This is a genomic window from uncultured Roseobacter sp., from assembly GCF_947496515.1.
GTDB lineage: Bacteria > Pseudomonadota > Alphaproteobacteria > Rhodobacterales > Rhodobacteraceae > Roseobacter.
Genome location: NZ_CANMDB010000002.1, coordinates 181,581 through 198,131 on the forward strand (window position 1 = coordinate 181,581; position 16,551 = coordinate 198,131).

General features: G+C 65.6%; 15 protein-coding genes. 2 read left to right on the plus strand and 13 right to left on the minus strand.

The annotated features are described in order from the left end of the window. Positions 1–2: 2 nt before the first annotated feature. The 13 genes from Q1A53_RS04500 to tldD form a co-directional block, all read right to left on the minus strand. A complete protein-coding gene (locus Q1A53_RS04500; protein ID WP_299963367.1) occupies positions 3–2,447 on the minus strand; it encodes a ligase-associated DNA damage response DEXH box helicase in 2,445 nt (814 codons plus the stop codon). Positions 2,448–2,674: 227 nt separating this feature from the next. Continuing rightward, entirely contained in the window at positions 2,675–3,901 is a 1,227-nt protein-coding gene (locus Q1A53_RS04505) for an oxidoreductase (RefSeq protein ID WP_299963369.1), read from the minus strand. Next, the gene (locus Q1A53_RS04510; RefSeq protein ID WP_299963371.1) at positions 3,898–4,200 is read right to left on the minus strand and encodes a metalloregulator ArsR/SmtB family transcription factor; all 303 of its coding nucleotides are present in this window, start codon (positions 4,198–4,200) and stop codon (positions 3,898–3,900) included. Before Q1A53_RS04510 ends, Q1A53_RS04505 begins: the two co-directional genes overlap by 4 nt. A 59-nt stretch (positions 4,201–4,259) precedes the next feature. Continuing rightward, the gene (locus Q1A53_RS04515; RefSeq protein WP_299963373.1) at positions 4,260–4,490 is read right to left on the minus strand and encodes a hypothetical protein; all 231 of its coding nucleotides are present in this window, start codon (positions 4,488–4,490) and stop codon (positions 4,260–4,262) included. Between the two features lie 18 nt (positions 4,491–4,508). Continuing rightward, entirely contained in the window at positions 4,509–4,703 is a 195-nt protein-coding gene (locus Q1A53_RS04520) for a hypothetical protein (RefSeq protein ID WP_299963374.1), read from the minus strand. Positions 4,704–4,910: 207 nt separating this feature from the next. Continuing rightward, the gene (locus Q1A53_RS04525; protein WP_299963376.1) at positions 4,911–5,201 is read right to left on the minus strand and encodes a GNAT family N-acetyltransferase; all 291 of its coding nucleotides are present in this window, start codon (positions 5,199–5,201) and stop codon (positions 4,911–4,913) included. Next, positions 5,194–5,832, minus strand: a complete 639-nt coding sequence (locus Q1A53_RS04530; RefSeq protein WP_299963378.1) for a 3-oxoacid CoA-transferase subunit B — start codon at positions 5,830–5,832, stop codon at positions 5,194–5,196. The genes Q1A53_RS04525 and Q1A53_RS04530 overlap by 8 nt, the downstream gene beginning before the upstream one ends. 7 nt (positions 5,833–5,839) lie before the next feature. Next, the gene (locus Q1A53_RS04535; protein ID WP_299963380.1) at positions 5,840–6,865 is read right to left on the minus strand and encodes a PAS domain-containing protein; all 1,026 of its coding nucleotides are present in this window, start codon (positions 6,863–6,865) and stop codon (positions 5,840–5,842) included. A gap of 12 nt (positions 6,866–6,877) precedes the next feature. Then, positions 6,878–7,591 (minus strand): CoA transferase subunit A, encoded by a 714-nt coding sequence (locus Q1A53_RS04540; RefSeq protein WP_299963382.1) that lies wholly within the window; start codon positions 7,589–7,591, stop codon positions 6,878–6,880. 208 nt (positions 7,592–7,799) lie between these two features. Then, positions 7,800–8,450, minus strand: coding sequence for a hypothetical protein (locus Q1A53_RS04545; RefSeq protein WP_299963384.1), 651 nt, complete (start codon positions 8,448–8,450; stop codon positions 7,800–7,802). A gap of 78 nt (positions 8,451–8,528) precedes the next feature. Continuing rightward, complete coding sequence (gene topA / locus Q1A53_RS04550) at positions 8,529–11,240, minus strand: type I DNA topoisomerase (RefSeq protein ID WP_299963386.1); 2,712 nt, start codon at positions 11,238–11,240, stop codon at positions 8,529–8,531. Positions 11,241–11,472: 232 nt separating this feature from the next. Then, complete coding sequence (dprA, locus tag Q1A53_RS04555; protein ID WP_299963388.1) at positions 11,473–12,621, minus strand: DNA-processing protein DprA; 1,149 nt, start codon at positions 12,619–12,621, stop codon at positions 11,473–11,475. A 453-nt stretch (positions 12,622–13,074) separates the two neighbouring features. Next, positions 13,075–14,496, minus strand: coding sequence for a metalloprotease TldD (gene tldD / locus Q1A53_RS04560; protein WP_299963390.1), 1,422 nt, complete (start codon positions 14,494–14,496; stop codon positions 13,075–13,077). 180 nt (positions 14,497–14,676) lie between these two features. On the opposite strand from tldD, the gene coxB reads away from it, so the two are divergent. Then, positions 14,677–15,558 (plus strand): cytochrome c oxidase subunit II, encoded by an 882-nt coding sequence (gene coxB / locus Q1A53_RS04565; RefSeq protein ID WP_299963392.1) that lies wholly within the window; start codon positions 14,677–14,679, stop codon positions 15,556–15,558. Positions 15,559–15,611: 53 nt separating this feature from the next. Further along, positions 15,612–16,550, plus strand: a complete 939-nt coding sequence (gene cyoE / locus Q1A53_RS04570; protein ID WP_299963394.1) for a heme o synthase — start codon at positions 15,612–15,614, stop codon at positions 16,548–16,550. Position 16,551 lies beyond the last annotated feature (1 nt).

Genomic DNA, 16,551 nt, shown 5'->3' on the forward strand with positions numbered 1-16,551 from the left:
GGTCAGTAGCCCACCCGCCACTGGGGTTTAGGGGCGGGCAGGTTGGCGATGCCCGCCGTTTCCATGAGGCGCGCGGCCTCTTCGGCCAGCAGCTTCTCCTCCGCCAGCCCTTTGACGGGGACGCGACCCGCTTCCAGAAAGAGAGGGGCGGCCAGCGGCGTCACCCGGGACAGGACCAGATGGTCGATGCGACCGTCGATGCGGGTTGCCATCTCCTCAATCCGGCCGAAATCCACCAGACCGCGCAACGCTTCCTCGCGGGTGATGTCCAAGAGCAAGTGCTCGGGATCATATTTATGCAGCGTATCGTAAAGAATGTCTGAACTGAACGTTGCCTGCCGTCCTGACTTGCGCGCCGAGGGCGTGTTGCGCTGGATGAGACCGGCGATGGTGGCGCTGGCGCGGAAGGTGCGCTTCATCACGGCGTTACCCGCGAGCCATGTTTCCAACCCGTCCTGCAAGGCCTTGATATCAAAGAGTGGTGCGGGATTTTCCAAGGGGTCGAGCCCCCAGATCAGCGTGGCGTAGTCGGTCGCGACGAAGCCCATTGGATTGAGCCCCATCTCTTCCATCCGCTTGGAGAGCAGGAGGCCCAGCGTCTGCTGGCCGTTGCGCCCGGCAAAACCGTAGATGACCGTCTGCTCGCGCCCGTCATGGGGAAAGCTCTCGATGAGCAGGCGCCCGGGGCGGGGCAGTTGGCTGACCTCGCGCTGCAGCGCCAGCCACTGGGCGGTGTGATCGGGCAGGTCGGGCCAGCTGTCTTGCTGGAACATCTCCACCACCCGGGCTGACAGCTGGGTCGAAGTGGCGAATTTGGTGCCCATGAAGGTGGCCACCTTGGGCTTCTTGGCGGCATTGCGGCTGACCTCCACCGTCATCTCGCGCAGGCCCTCGTAGCGCACGATCTGGCCGCCGATGAGGAAGGTATCGCCGGGGGTCAGGGTGGCGGCGAAGCCCTCCTCGATCTCGCCCAGAGGCTTGCCGCCGCGCGCGCGCCGCAGCCGCACCTTTAGGGTATCGGTGTCCTGTATCGTCCCGATATTCATACGAATTTGCCGGGCGGCCCGGGGATCGCGCAGCTGCCACTGGCCGTCGGGGCGCTGTTGCAGACGCTGCCAATGATCATAGGCGCGCAGGGCGTAGCCACCGGTCGCGCAGAAGTCGAGACAGGCGTCGAATTCCGCCCGGGTCAGGGCGGCGTAGGCACCGACGGTGGTGACTTCGGCGTAGAGATCGCCCGCGTCGAAGGGGCCGGCGGCGGCGGTGATCAGCATGTGTTGGCAGAACACGTCGCGGGGGCCGCGGCCGCGCGGGTCGCCGTCGAGGGTGCCCTCGCGGACAGCATCCAGCGCGGCCACGCATTCGACCACTTCAAAGCGGTTGGCGGGCACCAGAAGCGCCTTGGACGGCGCATTGTAGCGGTGGTTGGCGCGCCCGATCCGCTGCACGAGCCGCTTGACGTTCTTGGGCGCGCCGATCTGGATGACGAGGTCCACATCGCCCCAGTCGATGCCCAGATCGAGGCTTCCGGTACAGACGATGGCGCGCAGGTCGCCGCGTACCATTGCGGCCTCCACCCGTTCACGCTGTGTGCGATCCAGCGAGCCGTGGTGGATCCCGACGGGCAGGCTGTCTTCATTGGCAAGCCACAGATTATGAAAGAAAATCTCCGCCTGCGCGCGGGTGTTGTGAAAGATCAGCGTGGTCTTGTGCTGGCGGATCTGGTCGAGCACGGCGGGGATCGCGTAGGCCGCACCGCCCCCCGACCACGGCGGTGCCTCGGCGGTTTGCAGCATGGAGATGTCGGGGGCGGGGCCCGGGTCCGCCTCGAGGATCTCGCAGGGATCGGGATGGCGCGCGAGCTGGTGGGCGATGGCTTGCGGGTCCTCCACCGTGGCCGAGAGGCCGACGCGCTTGAGATCCGGGCAGAGCCGCTGGAGGCGGCCCAGGGCCAGCATCAGCTGATCGCCGCGTTTGCTCTCCGCCAGAGCGTGGATTTCATCGACCACCACGCGCTGCAGGCCCTTGAACATGCGCGGCGCGTCCTCGTAGGAGGTGAGCAGCGCGAGGCTTTCGGGCGTGGTCAACAGGATGTGCGGCGGGTCGGCGCGCTGGCGCTTTTTGCGGCTGGCGGGCGTGTCGCCGGTGCGGTCCTCGATGCGGATGGGCAGGCTCATCTCGGTCACCGGAGTGGTGAGATTGCGTTTGATATCAGCGGCTAAGGCCTTGAGAGGCGAGATGTAGAGCGTATGAAGCCCGTCGCGGGGATGCTCGGCCAGATCGACGAGGGTTGGCAGGAAACCGGCCAGCGTCTTGCCGCCCCCGGTGGGCGCGATGAGCAGGAGGGCGGGGGCTGCCGCCCGGTCGAGCATCTGTCGCTGGTGGGGGTGGATGGACCACCCGCGGGCGGCGAACCAGTCGGTGAAGCAGGCGGGCAGAACAGTCATGACACGCAAGATAGAGGGGCAGGCGATGGGCGCCAGCCCCGAAACGGCGCAACGCACGGTGGGGGGAAGCGCCCGGCGGGCCGAATCAGCGGTTAACGCCTGTTTTGCGGGGGAAAGCCACGTCGGTATGACGTCGGTAAAACGTCGGTATTGCGTCGGTGCCATGTCTGTCCCGGGCGGGATTAACAGGGCGACCACCGGGGTTTGTTGACAAAGGGTGAAGATGGTCAGGCGCAGCGTGCGGGTGCCGCGGCGCGGGCGGCGAGAAGGCGCCGGGTCAGGCGGTCGCTGCGCGCGAGGTAATCCGCGTGGCCTTGCAGCAGCGGCAGGGACGGGTCGGGGCGACCGGCGCGCGCAAGCTGGCTGCAGAACCAGTTGAGCACGGCACCGCGGGGCAGCTCGGCCGCCGGTGGGAAGCCCTGTTCCGGCGCAGGCGCGCGCGCGTCGGGGGCGGTGAGCAGCCGGGCGGCGACGCCGGGTTCCGTGATGAAGGGGCGTCCCATGCCGATGAGGTCGGTTTGCCGCTGAGCCAGGGCTGCGTCCATCGCCGGGCGGGAGCGGAAGCCGCCCGTGACCATGAGCGGGATGCCGAGCGCGGATTTGATGGCCTGGGCGTAGTCGAGAAAATACGCCTCGCGCGCGCGGGTGCTGGGCTTGCTGTGCTGGTAGGCGGTGGGCGCCTCGAAGGTGCCGCCCGAGACCTCGATCAGATCGACGCCTTCGGCCTCCAGCATCACGGCGACCTTGACGGCGTCGGGTAGCTCGAAACCGCCCTTTTGAAAATCAGCGGCGTTGAGCTTGACCGCGAGGATGAAGGGCGCTGGCACCGCGGCGCGGACGACGCGCACGACCTCCAGCGTGAGGCGCGCGCGACCGCCGAGCGATCCGCCCCAGCGGTCGGTGCGGGTGTTGATCCGCGGCGACAGCGCGCTGCTCAGCAGGTAGCCGTGGGCAGCGTGCACCTCGACGCCATCGAACCCTGCCGCCTTTGCGAGCTCGGCGGACCGGACGAATTGCGCGACAACTGCGGCCAGATCCGTATCGCGCGCGGTGCGCGGTGTGCCGTAGCCCGGCAGATCCAGCGGCTGATCGGAGATCGAGAGCGGCGCGGGGTTGATCGCGGCGGGCACCTGGCGTCCCGCGTGGGCAAGCTGGGTGAGCACGCGCGCACCGCCGCCCTGTGCTGCGCGTGCCAGACGGGACATGGCCGCGAGGTCGGTCGCATCGTCCAGCACCACGTTGCCCGCATGCTCCAGATGCAGCCTGTCGACGGGCGTGTTGCCGGTGATCAGGAGGCCCGCGCCGCCCGCACCCCAGCGGGTATAGAGGTCGATAAGCGCCTCGGTCGGGTTGCCGTGGGCGTTTGCAAGCGCTTCGGACATGGCGGATTTCACCAGCCGGTTGCGCAGGGTTGCCCCGCCGGGCAGCGTGAGTGGTTGGGCGATGTCGGTCATTGCAGATCCTCCGCCAACGCCTGCATCAGGGCGGCAATGGCGGCCTCCTCCCGCTGGTAGAAGGTCCACTGACCGTGGCGGTCGGCGCGCACGAGCCCGGCGTCCTTCAGCGTTTTCATGTAGGTGGAGATGGTCGACTGCGAGAGCCCCGCCTTGTCCTGAATGTAGCCGACGCACACACCCGGGGCATCGGCGTGTTCGGGCAGGGCGGGGGGGAAATTCGCGCGGTCTTTCAGCCAGATCAGGATCTGGCGGCGCTGCGGGTTGCCGATGGCGGCGAGGGCTTGGTCAATATCCATAAATCGAGATATTGCGATATACTGATATTATGTCAAGAGGCGTTTGTAGGAAAATGCGGTCAGGGAGGGCTGCAGGGGAAGGGCACGACCACCGGTTCGGCGCCGCGCCGGACGCGGATCCGGCAGTTGGGGCCTGTGTTGCTCTCCGGCTCCGTCGCGGCCCCGGCAGGCGGTGGCGTGCGGACAGCCGCCTCCATCAGCGTCGCAGGCGGAGACTGCCTGTCTGGCGGCGCGTCGGCTGCTGCGGCCACCGGCAGCGCGCCGAAGAGGAGGAGAGCGATGTGTTTCATGGGCTGCTCATGTGGGGCTCACTGGCCCGCAACAGGTGTCTCCGTGATTTCGCTGATGAAGGCTTCGGTCGAGTGGGTCAGGGCCGTCGCGCCGCCTTCGATGGATTGGTAGGCAGCCACGGCGAGGCCGACAACGGCGGCGGTCAGGATGATCCAGTCGAGAGCAAGCGGGGTGGTTTTTTCGCGGGGGAGGGATTTGATCTGTCTGTTCATGCGCTGGGTTCCCAAAGGTTGGCGTTACAGGGTGTGCGAAGCTGTCGACCCGCGGCAGGATCGCTGTGTGACCCCATATGGGCGGAGAAATGCGGCATGATTTGGGCAAAAGGGGGGTGCCCTTCGGGAAAGTTCCCGCGGAAGTAGTGAGAATTTTAGGATGTTTTCGGGACGGTAGCAGGCCCGGCCCGGTGCACCCGCCGCGCCTCAGACGTTGAAGGCGTCGGCCCAGTCGGGGTGGCGGCGTCGCTGCGCGTTCACGAAGGGGCACAGGGGCACGATACGGAAGCCTTCGGCCCGGGCGTCTGCCACCAGCCGTTCCACCAGCCGCAGCCCCGCGCCGGTGCCGCGCAGCGCCTCGGGCACCGCGGTGTGATCCGCGATCACGGTCTGGGGCGAGAGGATCGAGTAGGTGAGGTCGGCCTCAAAGCCGTCCATCACCAGGACATAGCGGCCCTTGGAGCCATCGACGTCTCGGGTGATCCGGGGCTCAGACAATCGTGGCGTCGGTGGCGGTGCGCAGGTCGTCCTCGCTGATGCCGTCAGCGCATTCGACGATCCGCAGGCCGCCTTCCACCACGTCGAGCACGCCGAGGTTGGTGATGATCCGGTCCACCACGCCCTTGCCGGTGAGCGGCAGGGTGCAGGCCTTGAGCAGCTTGCTGTCGCCGTGTTTGTTGGTGTGATCCATCACGACGATGACGCGGCCGACGCCTGCCACCAGATCCATGGCGCCGCCCATGCCCTTGACCAGCTTGCCGGGGATCATCCAGTTGGCCAGATCGCCGTTCTCGGCCACCTCCATGGCGCCGAGGATCGCGGCGGCGATCTTGCCGCCGCGGATCATCCCAAAGCTGGTCGCTGAATCAAAATAGGAGGTGCGGCGCAGCTCCGTGATGGTCTGCTTGCCCGCGTTGATGAGATCGGCGTCTTCCTCCCCTTCGAGCGGGAAGGGACCCATGCCCAGCATGCCGTTTTCGGATTGCAGGGTGATGTCCTTGTCGCCCACGTAGTTGGCGACCAGCGTGGGGATGCCGATGCCGAGGTTGACGTACATGCCGTCTTCCAGTTCTTCGGCGGCCCGCGCCGCCATGCGGTTGCGATCCCAGCCCTTGGCTTGCTGCGTCATATGGGTCCTATTTGGTGAGGGACGCGCCGGCGGGCACGTCGATTGTGATGAAACTGCCAGCCGCGCCGCGGCTGAGCTGCAGCGTGCCTTCGAGCCCTTCGATCAGCCCGCCCACGATGCGCCCGCCCACGGTGGCGGGGTTGGGCCAGGCCATGGAGGTGGGGATGCCCACGCCATCGTCGGAGATGATCACGCGCAGCCCGCCCGCGCTGAGCCGGGACATGCGCACCTCCACCAGGCCGCTGTCGATGCGGTCAAAGGCGTGCAGATAGGCATTGGTCAGAAGCTCGGAGACGACAAGACCCACGCGGGAAGCGATCTCGATCGGGACCTCCAGAGGGTCGATCTGCAGGTTGATCCGCAGCCCGGGGCGACCGTAGACATGCCCGATGGCGCAGCAGAGCCGCGACAGGAAACTGCCCATCTGGACGGTGTCGCGGGCCTGGCGCTGGTCGGCCAGTGTCATTTCCTCGTAAAGCAGTTGCAGTGTCTCGATGCGGCGGCTGAGGGCCGCGTATTCCGCCGGGACGGAGGTGGCATTGGACTGGTGCCGGATCATGCCGATGATCATTGACATATCCGTTTCGACCCGGTCCTGCACATCCGCAAGCTGGGCGTTGATCTGCTCCACCGACGTGCCGCGGTCGCCCTGACGCAGCTCTTTCTGGATGCCTACGAAATACTGTACCGCCCCTGCTTCGTCACAGAGCGGCGCGATGACCAGCCGGTTGACGAATGGCTCGCCATTGGCGCGGTAGTTGAGGATGTCGACCGTCGCCCCGCGCCCTTCCTTGACCGCCGCGCGGAGCAGGTCCACGGACGCCTTGTCGGTATCCTCGCCCTGCAGAAAGCGGCAGTTGCGCCCGATGGCAGCACTGCGCGCGTAGCCTGATTGCTGGGTGAACGCATGGTTCACGTAGACGATCGGGTTGTCCGGCAGATTGGGGTTGGTCACCACCATGGAAACCTGCGTGCGCGCGAAATCGCGGAAGGCGTTGTTCTCTGCAACGATGGTGTCGAAGGTATCCGCCATCCAAGCCCCCCTTCAGGCCGCCCGCGTTGTACGCTGTTCGATGCGTTTCTCGTGCGCGCCCTGGATCAGCCGGTTCACGTAGATGCCGGGCAGGTGGATCGTGTCTGGATCGAGCGAGCCAAGCGGCACGATCTCCTCGACTTCGGCCACACAGACGCGCCCGCACATGGCCGCGGGCGGGTTGAAATTGCGCGCGGTCTTGCGGAAGACCAGATTGCCCGTCTCATCCGCTTTCCACGCCTTGACGATGGAGAGGTCGGCGAAAAGGCCGGTTTCCATGATGTAGGTCTCGGGTGCGCCGTCCGGACCGGTGGGGAACTCCTTGTGCTCCTTGCCCTCGGCGATTACCGTGCCCACGCCCGTTTTGGTGTAGAAGCCGGGGATGCCGCAGCCACCCGCGCGCATGCGTTCAGCCAGCGTGCCCTGCGGGTTGAATTCCAGCTCCAGCTCGCCCGAGAGGTACTGGCGCATGAATTCCGCGTTCTCGCCCACGTAGGAGCTGATCATCTTGCGGACCTGTTTGGTCTGCAGCAGGATGCCGATGCCGAAGTCATCGACGCCCGCGTTGTTGGAGGCAAAGGTCAGATCCTTGGTGCCTGCGTCCTTGATCGCCTGCAACAGCAGCTCCGGGATGCCGCAGAGCCCGAAGCCACCGGCGGCGATCAGCATGCCATCTTGCAACACACCTTCGAGCGCCTCGGACGCGGATCCGTAGACTTTTTTCATCTTGTGTCCTTTGCTTCCACCAGCGTTTTTTGGTGTCCCCCCGGGCGAGAGAGGCGAAAAAACGCAGACCGACCTGATCCCTCGTATATAACTGTATACCGTGTGAGTGATGCACAGAAAAGACCATGTGGCAGCGGGACGCAGAAAAAACGCACGCCCCGCGGGAACGGGGCGTGCGGTGGGGTGTCCGGTCCGGTGGGCGGCGGTGCTACCGTCGGCGGCGCGCGGCCCCGCCCAACAGGGCCATCCCGCCCAGAAGCAAGAGCGCGGAGGCGGGCAGCGGCACGGGCGAGACCGGATCGTCGTTTTGAAAGAATTCCAGCTTGTAGGCGAAGTCGAGCATGTAGCCATTGGTCTGGTTGTCCGAGAGGTCCTCAACGGTCGACTTCTCGACGACCAGCCGGATCAGGTCCACCTTGGCGCCTGTCAGCAATGGCCCGCCCAGAGCACCGATCTCAGTGACGCTACGGCCGCCGAGCCCCCGAAAGATCTCGGTGCCCACAGGGCTTTTGATGCGGACTCCGTACCTGAAATAGAAGGTGTCGTCGCTGCCATCGGTCAGCGAGGCCACAAAGGCGTCGAACCCGGGTGTTCCGCTGGTGAAATCCACTGTGCCGGTCTCGGATCCGGCGGGATCGAGCGCCCAGTCCCGGGAGCAGCCCAGCGTGTCCGCGCAGGAACCCGCGGGACTGGTGCCGATGTATGTGCTGAACCGGATGGCCGATGGCACAAAGGCGAACTGCCCGGTGGTCTTGTACTTTTGGGCGACCGTGATGGTTTCACCCAGCTTGATCGGCGCAGCCTGGGCGACCGAACAGGAGATGACCAGCGCCACAGCACCGGCGATAACTTGCCTCATCATAAAGTATCCCTTGATTTGCGATAACGGGATACTGGCCACACGTCCAGGTAGTGGCAAGATGTCGGTGCGGCCCGGTTAGGACTTAGACGCTGCTTTCTTGGCGGCCGGTTTCTTTGCAGTTGTTTTCCGGGTCGGTGCCTTCTTGCGGCGGGTGCCTTTCTTGGCGGCCTTTTCGTCGATCAGCACGATCGCCTCTGCCACGGTCAGCTTTTCGGGATCGCTGTCCTTGGGCAGGGTCGCGTTGACCTTTTCCCACTTCACGTAGGGGCCGTACTTGCCCTCCATGATGCTGATATTGCCACCGGATTCCGGATGATCACCCAGATCGCGCAGGGTCTTGGCGGCCCCGCCGCGGCCCTTGCGGCTGGCGACCTTCTCGGCCAGCAGCTGGACGGCGCGGTTCATGCCAACGGTCCAGACCTCGTCGATGCCCTCAAGATTGGCGTTGGTGCCGCCGCGTTCCGATGTGGATGCCGCGTGTTTGAGATAGGGCCCGTAGCGGCCGATGTTGGCCCAGACGGGCACGCCATCCTCGGGGTGGGGTCCGATCTCGCGCGGCAGCGACAGCAGCATGACGGCCTGCGCCAGATCCACGTTTTCGGGCGGCCAGTCCTTGGGGATCGACTGGCGCGGCGGTTTCTTGACCTCTTCGGTGACCTCGCCGCGCTGGACATAGGGACCAAAGCGGCCCTTGAAGGCGTAGATCTTGTCGCCCGCATCCTCGCCCAGCATCTTGCCCTCTGGGGGGATGCCGCTGTCGTCTTCCTCACCGGGGGGGCCGAAGGCGCGGGTGTAACGGCATTCGGGGTAGTTCGAGCAGCCGATGAAAGCGCCGCCCGCACGGGCCGTGCGCATGGACAGCCTGCCTGCGCCGCAGTTGGGACACAGCCGCGGGTCGGTGCCGTCCTCATTGGGCGGGAACAGATGCGGCTCCAACACCTCGTTGATCTTTTCCAGCACCTCGGTGATGCGCAGATCCGCGGTCTCGGCCACGGCGGCGGAGAAATCGCGCCAGAAGCGCCGCAGCACGTCTTTCCATTCCGCGTCCCCGGCGCTCACATCATCGAGCTGGCCTTCGAGATCGGCGGTGAAGTCATAGCCGATGTATTTGCGGAAATAGTTTTCCAGAAACGCGGTGACCAGCCGCCCCTTGTCCTCGGGGATCAGGCGGTTCTTGTCCTTGCGGACATATTCACGGTCCTGGATCGTGGTGACGATGGAGGCATAGGTGGAGGGGCGCCCGATGCCGAGCTCTTCCATCCGCTTGACCAGCGTCGCCTCGGTGTAGCGGGGCGGCGGCTGGGTGAAATGGCGCAGCGATAGCACGGCGTGGTCTGCGTCGAGCACGGCGCCCGCGTTGGTCATCCGGCCGGAGGAGGGGGCGTCTTCTTCGACCACCGCGTCCTTGTCGTCGGCCGCCTTGCTGAACTCGCCGTGGAATTTTGCGGCGTCCTGCTTTTGGATGGCGTCGCCCGTGTCGATCTGGGGCAGGCGCTTGTCGTCATCTTCCACCACATCGTCGCGGCCCTCCTCGTAAACGCGCAGGAAGCCGTCGAACAGCACCACCTGGCCGGTGGCACGCAGCATGACCTGACCGTCGTCGCTGCCCACATCGACCGTCGTGCGCTCCATCCGGGCGGCTTCCATCTGGCAGGCCAGCGTGCGCTTCCAGATCAGATCATAGAGCTTGCGCTGATCGGCGTCGGAGGTCTTCAGATCCTCCGGTTTGGTCATCATGTCGGTGGGACGCACGCATTCGTGGGCCTCCTGCGCGTTCTTGGCCTTGTTTTTGTACATCCGCGGAGAGCCGGGCACGTAGTCCTTGCCGTAGAGCGTCTCGATTGCGCTGCGCGCGGCCTGCACGGCCTCGGGGGCCATGTCGATGCCGTCGGTCCGCATGTAGGTGATGTAGCCCGCCTCGTAGAGCCGCTGGGCGGTGGACATGGTCTGCCGCGCGCCCATGCCGAACTTGCGGCTGGCCTCCTGCTGCAGGGTCGAGGTCATGAAGGGGGCGGAGGGGTTGCGGTTGGCCGGTTTGGCTTCCACCGATTTGACGGAGAGATCGCGCGAGGCGACGGCCTGCACCGCGATCTCCGCCTGGGTGGCGTTCTCGATGTCGAAGCGGTCGAGCTTTTTGCCCGCGAGCACGGTGAGCCGCGCTTCGAACTCCTGACCGCGGGGCGTGGCGAGCAGCGCCTTGACCGACCAGTATTCGCGGTTCCGAAAGGCCTCGATCTCCATCTCGCGTTCGACGATGAGCCGCAGGGTGACCGATTGCACGCGGCCTGCGGATTTGGCACCCGGTAGCTTGCGCCAGAGCACCGGGCTGAGGTTGAACCCCACCAGATAGTCGAGCGCGCGGCGGGCGAGATACGCCTCCACCAGCGGCATATCGATCTGGCGGGGGTTTTCCATCGCCTCGGTCACGGCCTTCTTGGTGATCTGGTTGAACACGACCCGGGACACGGGCGTGTCCTTCTTGATGGATTTGCGTTTGGTGAGCGCTTCCTGCAAGTGCCAGCTGATCGCCTCGCCCTCGCGGTCGGGGTCGGTCGCGAGGATCAGCGCGTTGTCGTCTTTCAGCGCATCGGCGATGGCCTTGACGTGTTTCTTGCTGTCGGAGGCGACCTCCCACAGCATGTCGAATTCATTATCGGGATCGACCGAGCCGTCCTTGGGCGGCAGGTCGCGCACATGGCCGTAAGAGGCGAGCACGGTATAGTCGTTGCCCAGATATTTATTGATTGTCTTGGCCTTAGCGGGCGATTCGACGACAACGACTGGCATTTATCTCGGCACCTTCGGGTAAGCTTTACGGGGTCTATGACTTTGGCAGATGTGCTGCGCAAGTCGATTTGTCAATCGGGCGGTGGCGGTTTCGCTCCGCGGTCGGGGTTGGTGCTGGCTGGCGCAGCGGGTGCGCGTGGCGGGCGGTTTTTGCGCGGTCAGAGGGCGATTTGCGAGCTCTCTGCGGAGGCGAATTTTCGCCGGTCTCGGTGTGTCTGATGCGGGGGAGCGGTCAGCCGCGGGACAAAAGGCCGCCCGAGCGCCGGGCGATTTTGCCCTCCATCTCCAGATCCAGCAGCACCGGGGCGGCGTCGGCGGGAGCGACGGCGAGATCGCGAATGAGCTGGTCTTCGGCCATGGGGGCAGGGCTGAGCCGCGACAGGATCTTGCGGTGCAGGCTCGCCACATCGCGCAGCCCGTGCCGGGGGGCGGGCGGTGCCGGGCGCGGCAGGGTGAGCGGCAGTTCGGGGGCGGATCCGTGCAGCGGTGTCAGCGCCTCCAGCACGTCCTCGGCGGAGCGGATGAGCGTCGCGCCGTCGCGAATGAGCTGATTGCACCCGGCAGCACGCGCGTCGATCGGGCTGCCGGGGACGGCCAGCACGTCGCGACCCTGATCCAGCGCGTCGCGCGCGGTGATCAGGCTGCCGGATTTGGCGGCGGCCTCGACCACCACGGTGGCGGCACTCAGACCGGAGATGATGCGGTTTCGGCTGGGGAAATGCCGTGCGACAGGCTTCAGGCCCATGGGCTGTTCGGACAGACGCAGACCGCGGGCCGCGATGTCCTGCGCCAGCTCGGTATTCTCGGTGGGGTAGATGACATCGACGCCGCCTGCCTGCACCGCGACGGTGCCCGTTTCCAGCGCGGCACCGTGGGCTGCGGCATCCACGCCGCGCGCCAGGCCCGAGACGACCACGTAGCCTGCAGCCCCCAGATCGCGGGCGAGCGCCTTTGCCATGCGCAGCCCGAGCGAGGAGGCGTTGCGCGCGCCCACCAGGGAGATCATCGGGCGGCTGAGCAGGCTGGGATCACCGATCACCCACAAAAAGGGCGGGGCGTCTTCCACATCGACGAGGAGGTCGGGGTATCCGGGGCCACCCGCCATGATGAGCCGCGCACCGGCGGCGCGGGCGGCGTTCAACTCGGCCTGAACGACCGCTTCGGGGCAGATTTCGTATCCCTGAACGCCGGCGGCACGCGCTACCTCAGGTAGCGCGGCCAGCGCGTTCTGCGCGGTGCCGTGTTCAGTCAGCAGTCGTTTATACGTCGTTACGCCAACCCGGCGGGATCGCAAAAGACGGAGCCGGGAGAACTGTTCATCTTCCGAGGTGGGTGGGAGTGGGGGGTGAGTGGAAGAAGGATTGTGGTCCTTATCAGTCATCCGCGGCTCCGTCCGTTGCAGGAATAGATTTAGGCCGAGATGGTTAACAACCCATGAACGAAATGGCTCAAATTCCCTCGCTATTTATGGGGAGTTGGCTGGAAAAATCATCGACAGGAAACCGCGCCGAAGACGTATGTTCGCTTTGAATCAAGTAATTACGGGGATTTTGCTCGGATTGGCAAAAAATGTCCTCTCCAAAAAAACCCGCTCAAAGGACGAATCGCACTCTTTAGGCCCGGGTCTGAGCCGCGCTCCGGGGTCACGGTTCGCAGGCGAAAACACCCGAAACTTGCGCGATGCAGGTCGTGAAAGGATCTGTGCGTTCTGCGCGCCTGAGGGCGGGGCGGTGTCATCCCTGCCGGACATGACGCCGCCTCACCGATCTGTGGGGGGCTTGTGGAAAGACTGCTCCGGATACGCCAGCCGCGCTGGGTTGAGCGGCCGGGATGCTCAAGCCGCCGAACCGCCCACCGTCAGCCCGCCGATCATCAGCGTGGGCTGGCCCACGCCCACCGGCACCCACTGGCCCGCCTTGCCGCAGTTGCCCATGCCGGGATCCAAGGCCATGTCGTTGCCGATCCCGCGGATCTGCTGCAGCGCCGTGGCACCGTCACCGATGAGCGTCGCGCCCTTGACCGGGGCGCCCACCTTGCCGTTCTCGACGCGGTAGGCCTCGGTGCAGCTGAAGACGAACTTGCCATTGGTGATGTCCACCTGACCGCCGCCGAAGCCGACGGCATAGATGCCGTCCTTGAGGTCTGCCAGAATGTCGCCGGGCTCGCTGTCTCCGCCGAGCATGTAGGTGTTGGTCATGCGCGGCATCGGCGTATGCGCATAGCTTTCGCGACGACCGTTGCCGGTTGGGGCCACGCCCATGAGGCGCGCGTTCTGCCGGTCCTGCATATAGCCCACGAGGATGCCGTCCTCGATCAGGGTGTTCTTGCCCGAGGGCGTGCCCTCATCATCGATGGTGAGTGAGCCGCGGCGGTCCGGGATGGTCCCATCGTCGAGCACGGTAACCCCGGGGGCGGCGATGCGGCTGCCCATGAGCCCCGCGAAGGCCGACGACCCCTTGCGGTTGAAATCCCCCTCCAGCCCGTGGCCGATGGCTTCGTGCAACAGGATGCCGGGCCAGCCGGGGCCGAGCACCACGTCCATCACCCCGGCGGGTGCAGGCACCGCGTCGAGATTGACGGTGGCGATGCGCAGCGCCTCGCGGGTCTTGGCCTGCCAATCCGCAGGGTCCAGCAGACCGTCGAGGCCCACGCGCCCGCCGCCGCCCGCCGAGCCGCTCTCGCGCCGCCCGTCCTGCTCCACGATCACGGAGACGTTGACGCGGGTCATGGGACGGGTGTCGCGCAGGGACTGGCCATCGGGGCGCAGGATCTCGACCTCCTGCAGGCTGGCGGCGATCTGGGCGGAGACCTGAACGACCCGGGCATCGAGCCCGCGGGCAAAGGCGTCGATCTCGCGCAGCGTGTCGATCTTGACCGGAAAGGCGGCGCTGTTGATGGGATCCGCATCCGTATAGAGCCGGGTGTTGGTGGGGTTGGGCGCATCCGCGAGTGTCCCGCCACCGTCCCCCACGGCGAGGCGTGCGGTCTCGGACGCGCGGCGCAGGGAGGCCTCGGAGATGTCGGTGGAATGGGCGTAGCCTGCCACCTCGCCCCGGACGGCGCGCAATCCGAATCCCTCCGCCGCGTCGTAGCTGGCGGTCTTGAGCCGACCGTCGTCATAGACCAGCGCCTCGGCGCGGCGGCGTTCCAGAAAGAGCTCCCCGTCATCGGCCCCGGCCGTGGCCTCACGCAGGATATCCAGAGCCGTCTGCCGGTCCAGCAGCGTCTCAAAGGGTTGAAAGGGCGCATCGGGCATGGGGCAGGTCCTTTGGTGGGGGTGGGAATCTGGGGTCAGCGGCTCTATGACGCAAGCTCAACTCTTTATCTTGCGTATAGAATATGATTGTAAGATGTCAGAAGACAACCAGCCGAGACAGTGCGCAACCTTTCCTCGGGCTGGTCCACATCCAGGTGATCCCAAGATCAGGACGACCACATGACACGTATTTTTACCCTCTCCGGCCTTGCGGCCATCTGTGCGGCGGGGGCCGCGCAGGCGCAGGATTCGCTCGAAATCATCGGCCGTCCGGTTGATGGCGGGATCGGCTTTCAGCCGGCCGTGACGGAACTGGCGAGCGATTTGCAATGGCTCGACGGCATGATCCTCGTGGTCATCACCGTGATCACACTCTTCGTGACAGCGCTGATCGCCTGGGTGGCCATTCGTTACAATGCCAAGCGGAACCCGACGCCCGCGTCCTTTACCCACCACACGCCGGTGGAGATTGCCTGGACCGTGGTGCCTATCGTGATTCTGGTTTTCATCGGGGCGTTCTCCCTGCCCATCCTGTTCAAACAACAAGAGATCCCGGAAGCCGACGTGACCATCAAGGTGACCGGCTACCAGTGGTACTGGGGTTATGAGTATGTGGACGAGGGTTTCGGCTTTGACAGCTACATGATCGGCGCGCCCGCGACCGGCGGCGAGAACAAAAAGACACCCGAGGTGATCGCACAGCTGGAAGAAGCGGGCTATACCGAGGCTGAGTTCCTGCTGGCCACCGACACCTCTGTCGTGGTGCCGGTGAACCAGACCGTGGTGATGCAGGTGACCGGCGGCGACGTGATCCACTCCTGGACGATCCCGGCCTTTGGCGTAAAGCAGGACGCGGTGCCCGGTCGTCTGGCGGAGCTGTGGTTCAAGGCGGAGCAGGAAGGCATCTATTTCGGTCAGTGCTCTGAGCTTTGCGGCATCGCGCACGCTTACATGCCGATCACCGTACGCGTCGTCTCCGAAGAGGCCTACGCCGCCTGGCTGGAGGAGGCCCGTGCGGAATACGCAGGCACCCCCCAGACCCGTGTGATCGCTTCCAATTGATCCGGCGGAGGTAGCGCGGGCTACCCCTCCCTTTCCAGAACCAAGGCACAGAGATGGCGGACGCAAGCTATACCTCTCTCCCCCAGGACTACGATACCCAGTTGGGCGATTACTTCGCGCTGCTGAAACCGCGTGTCATGTCTCTGGTGGTGTTCACGGCGCTGGTGGGGCTGCTGGCGGCGCCGGTCAGCGTGCACCCCGTCATTGGCTTTGCCTCCATCCTCTTTGTGGCCATCGGTGCGGGTGCGTCCGGTGCGCTGAACATGTGGTGGGACGCGGACATCGACGGCGTGATGCAGCGCACGGCCAAGCGGCCCATCCCCTCGGGCCGGGTGCCCGCAGGCGAGGCGCTGAGCCTGGGTCTCGCGCTGTCGGGGCTGTCGGTGATGATGCTGGGGCTGGCGGCGAACCTGCTGGCGGCGGCGCTGCTGGCCTTTACCATTTTCTTTTACGCGGTGGTCTATTCCATGTGGCTCAAACGCGCCACGCCGCAGAACATCGTCATTGGCGGTGCCGCAGGCGCGTTCCCGCCCGTGATCGGCTGGGTGATCGCGACCGGGTCCATGTCGGTCGAGGCCTGGCTGATGTTTGCGCTGATCTTCATGTGGACGCCGCCCCATTTCTGGGCCTTGGCGCTCTTTATGAAGTCCGACTACAACGACGCCGACGTGCCGATGCTGACGGTGACCCACGGTCGCCGGGTGACACGCGCGCATATCCTGGCCTATACCGTTCTGCTGGTGGTGCTGGCGGTGGGCACGGCGTTCACCGCGGTGGGCGGACCCGTCTATCTGGCCACGGCGCTTGTGTTCAACGGGCTCTTTCTGATCGGCGCGCTGCGCATCTGGCGGCGCCCGGAGGCGACGGCGGTCGAGGATGGCTACCGGACGGAGAAGAAGTTCTTTCGCCTGTCGCTGTGGTATCTCTTTGCGCATTTCGGTGCGATTCTGGTCGAGGCGCTGTTGCGCCCCTACGGCTTGGGAGGGTGGTGAG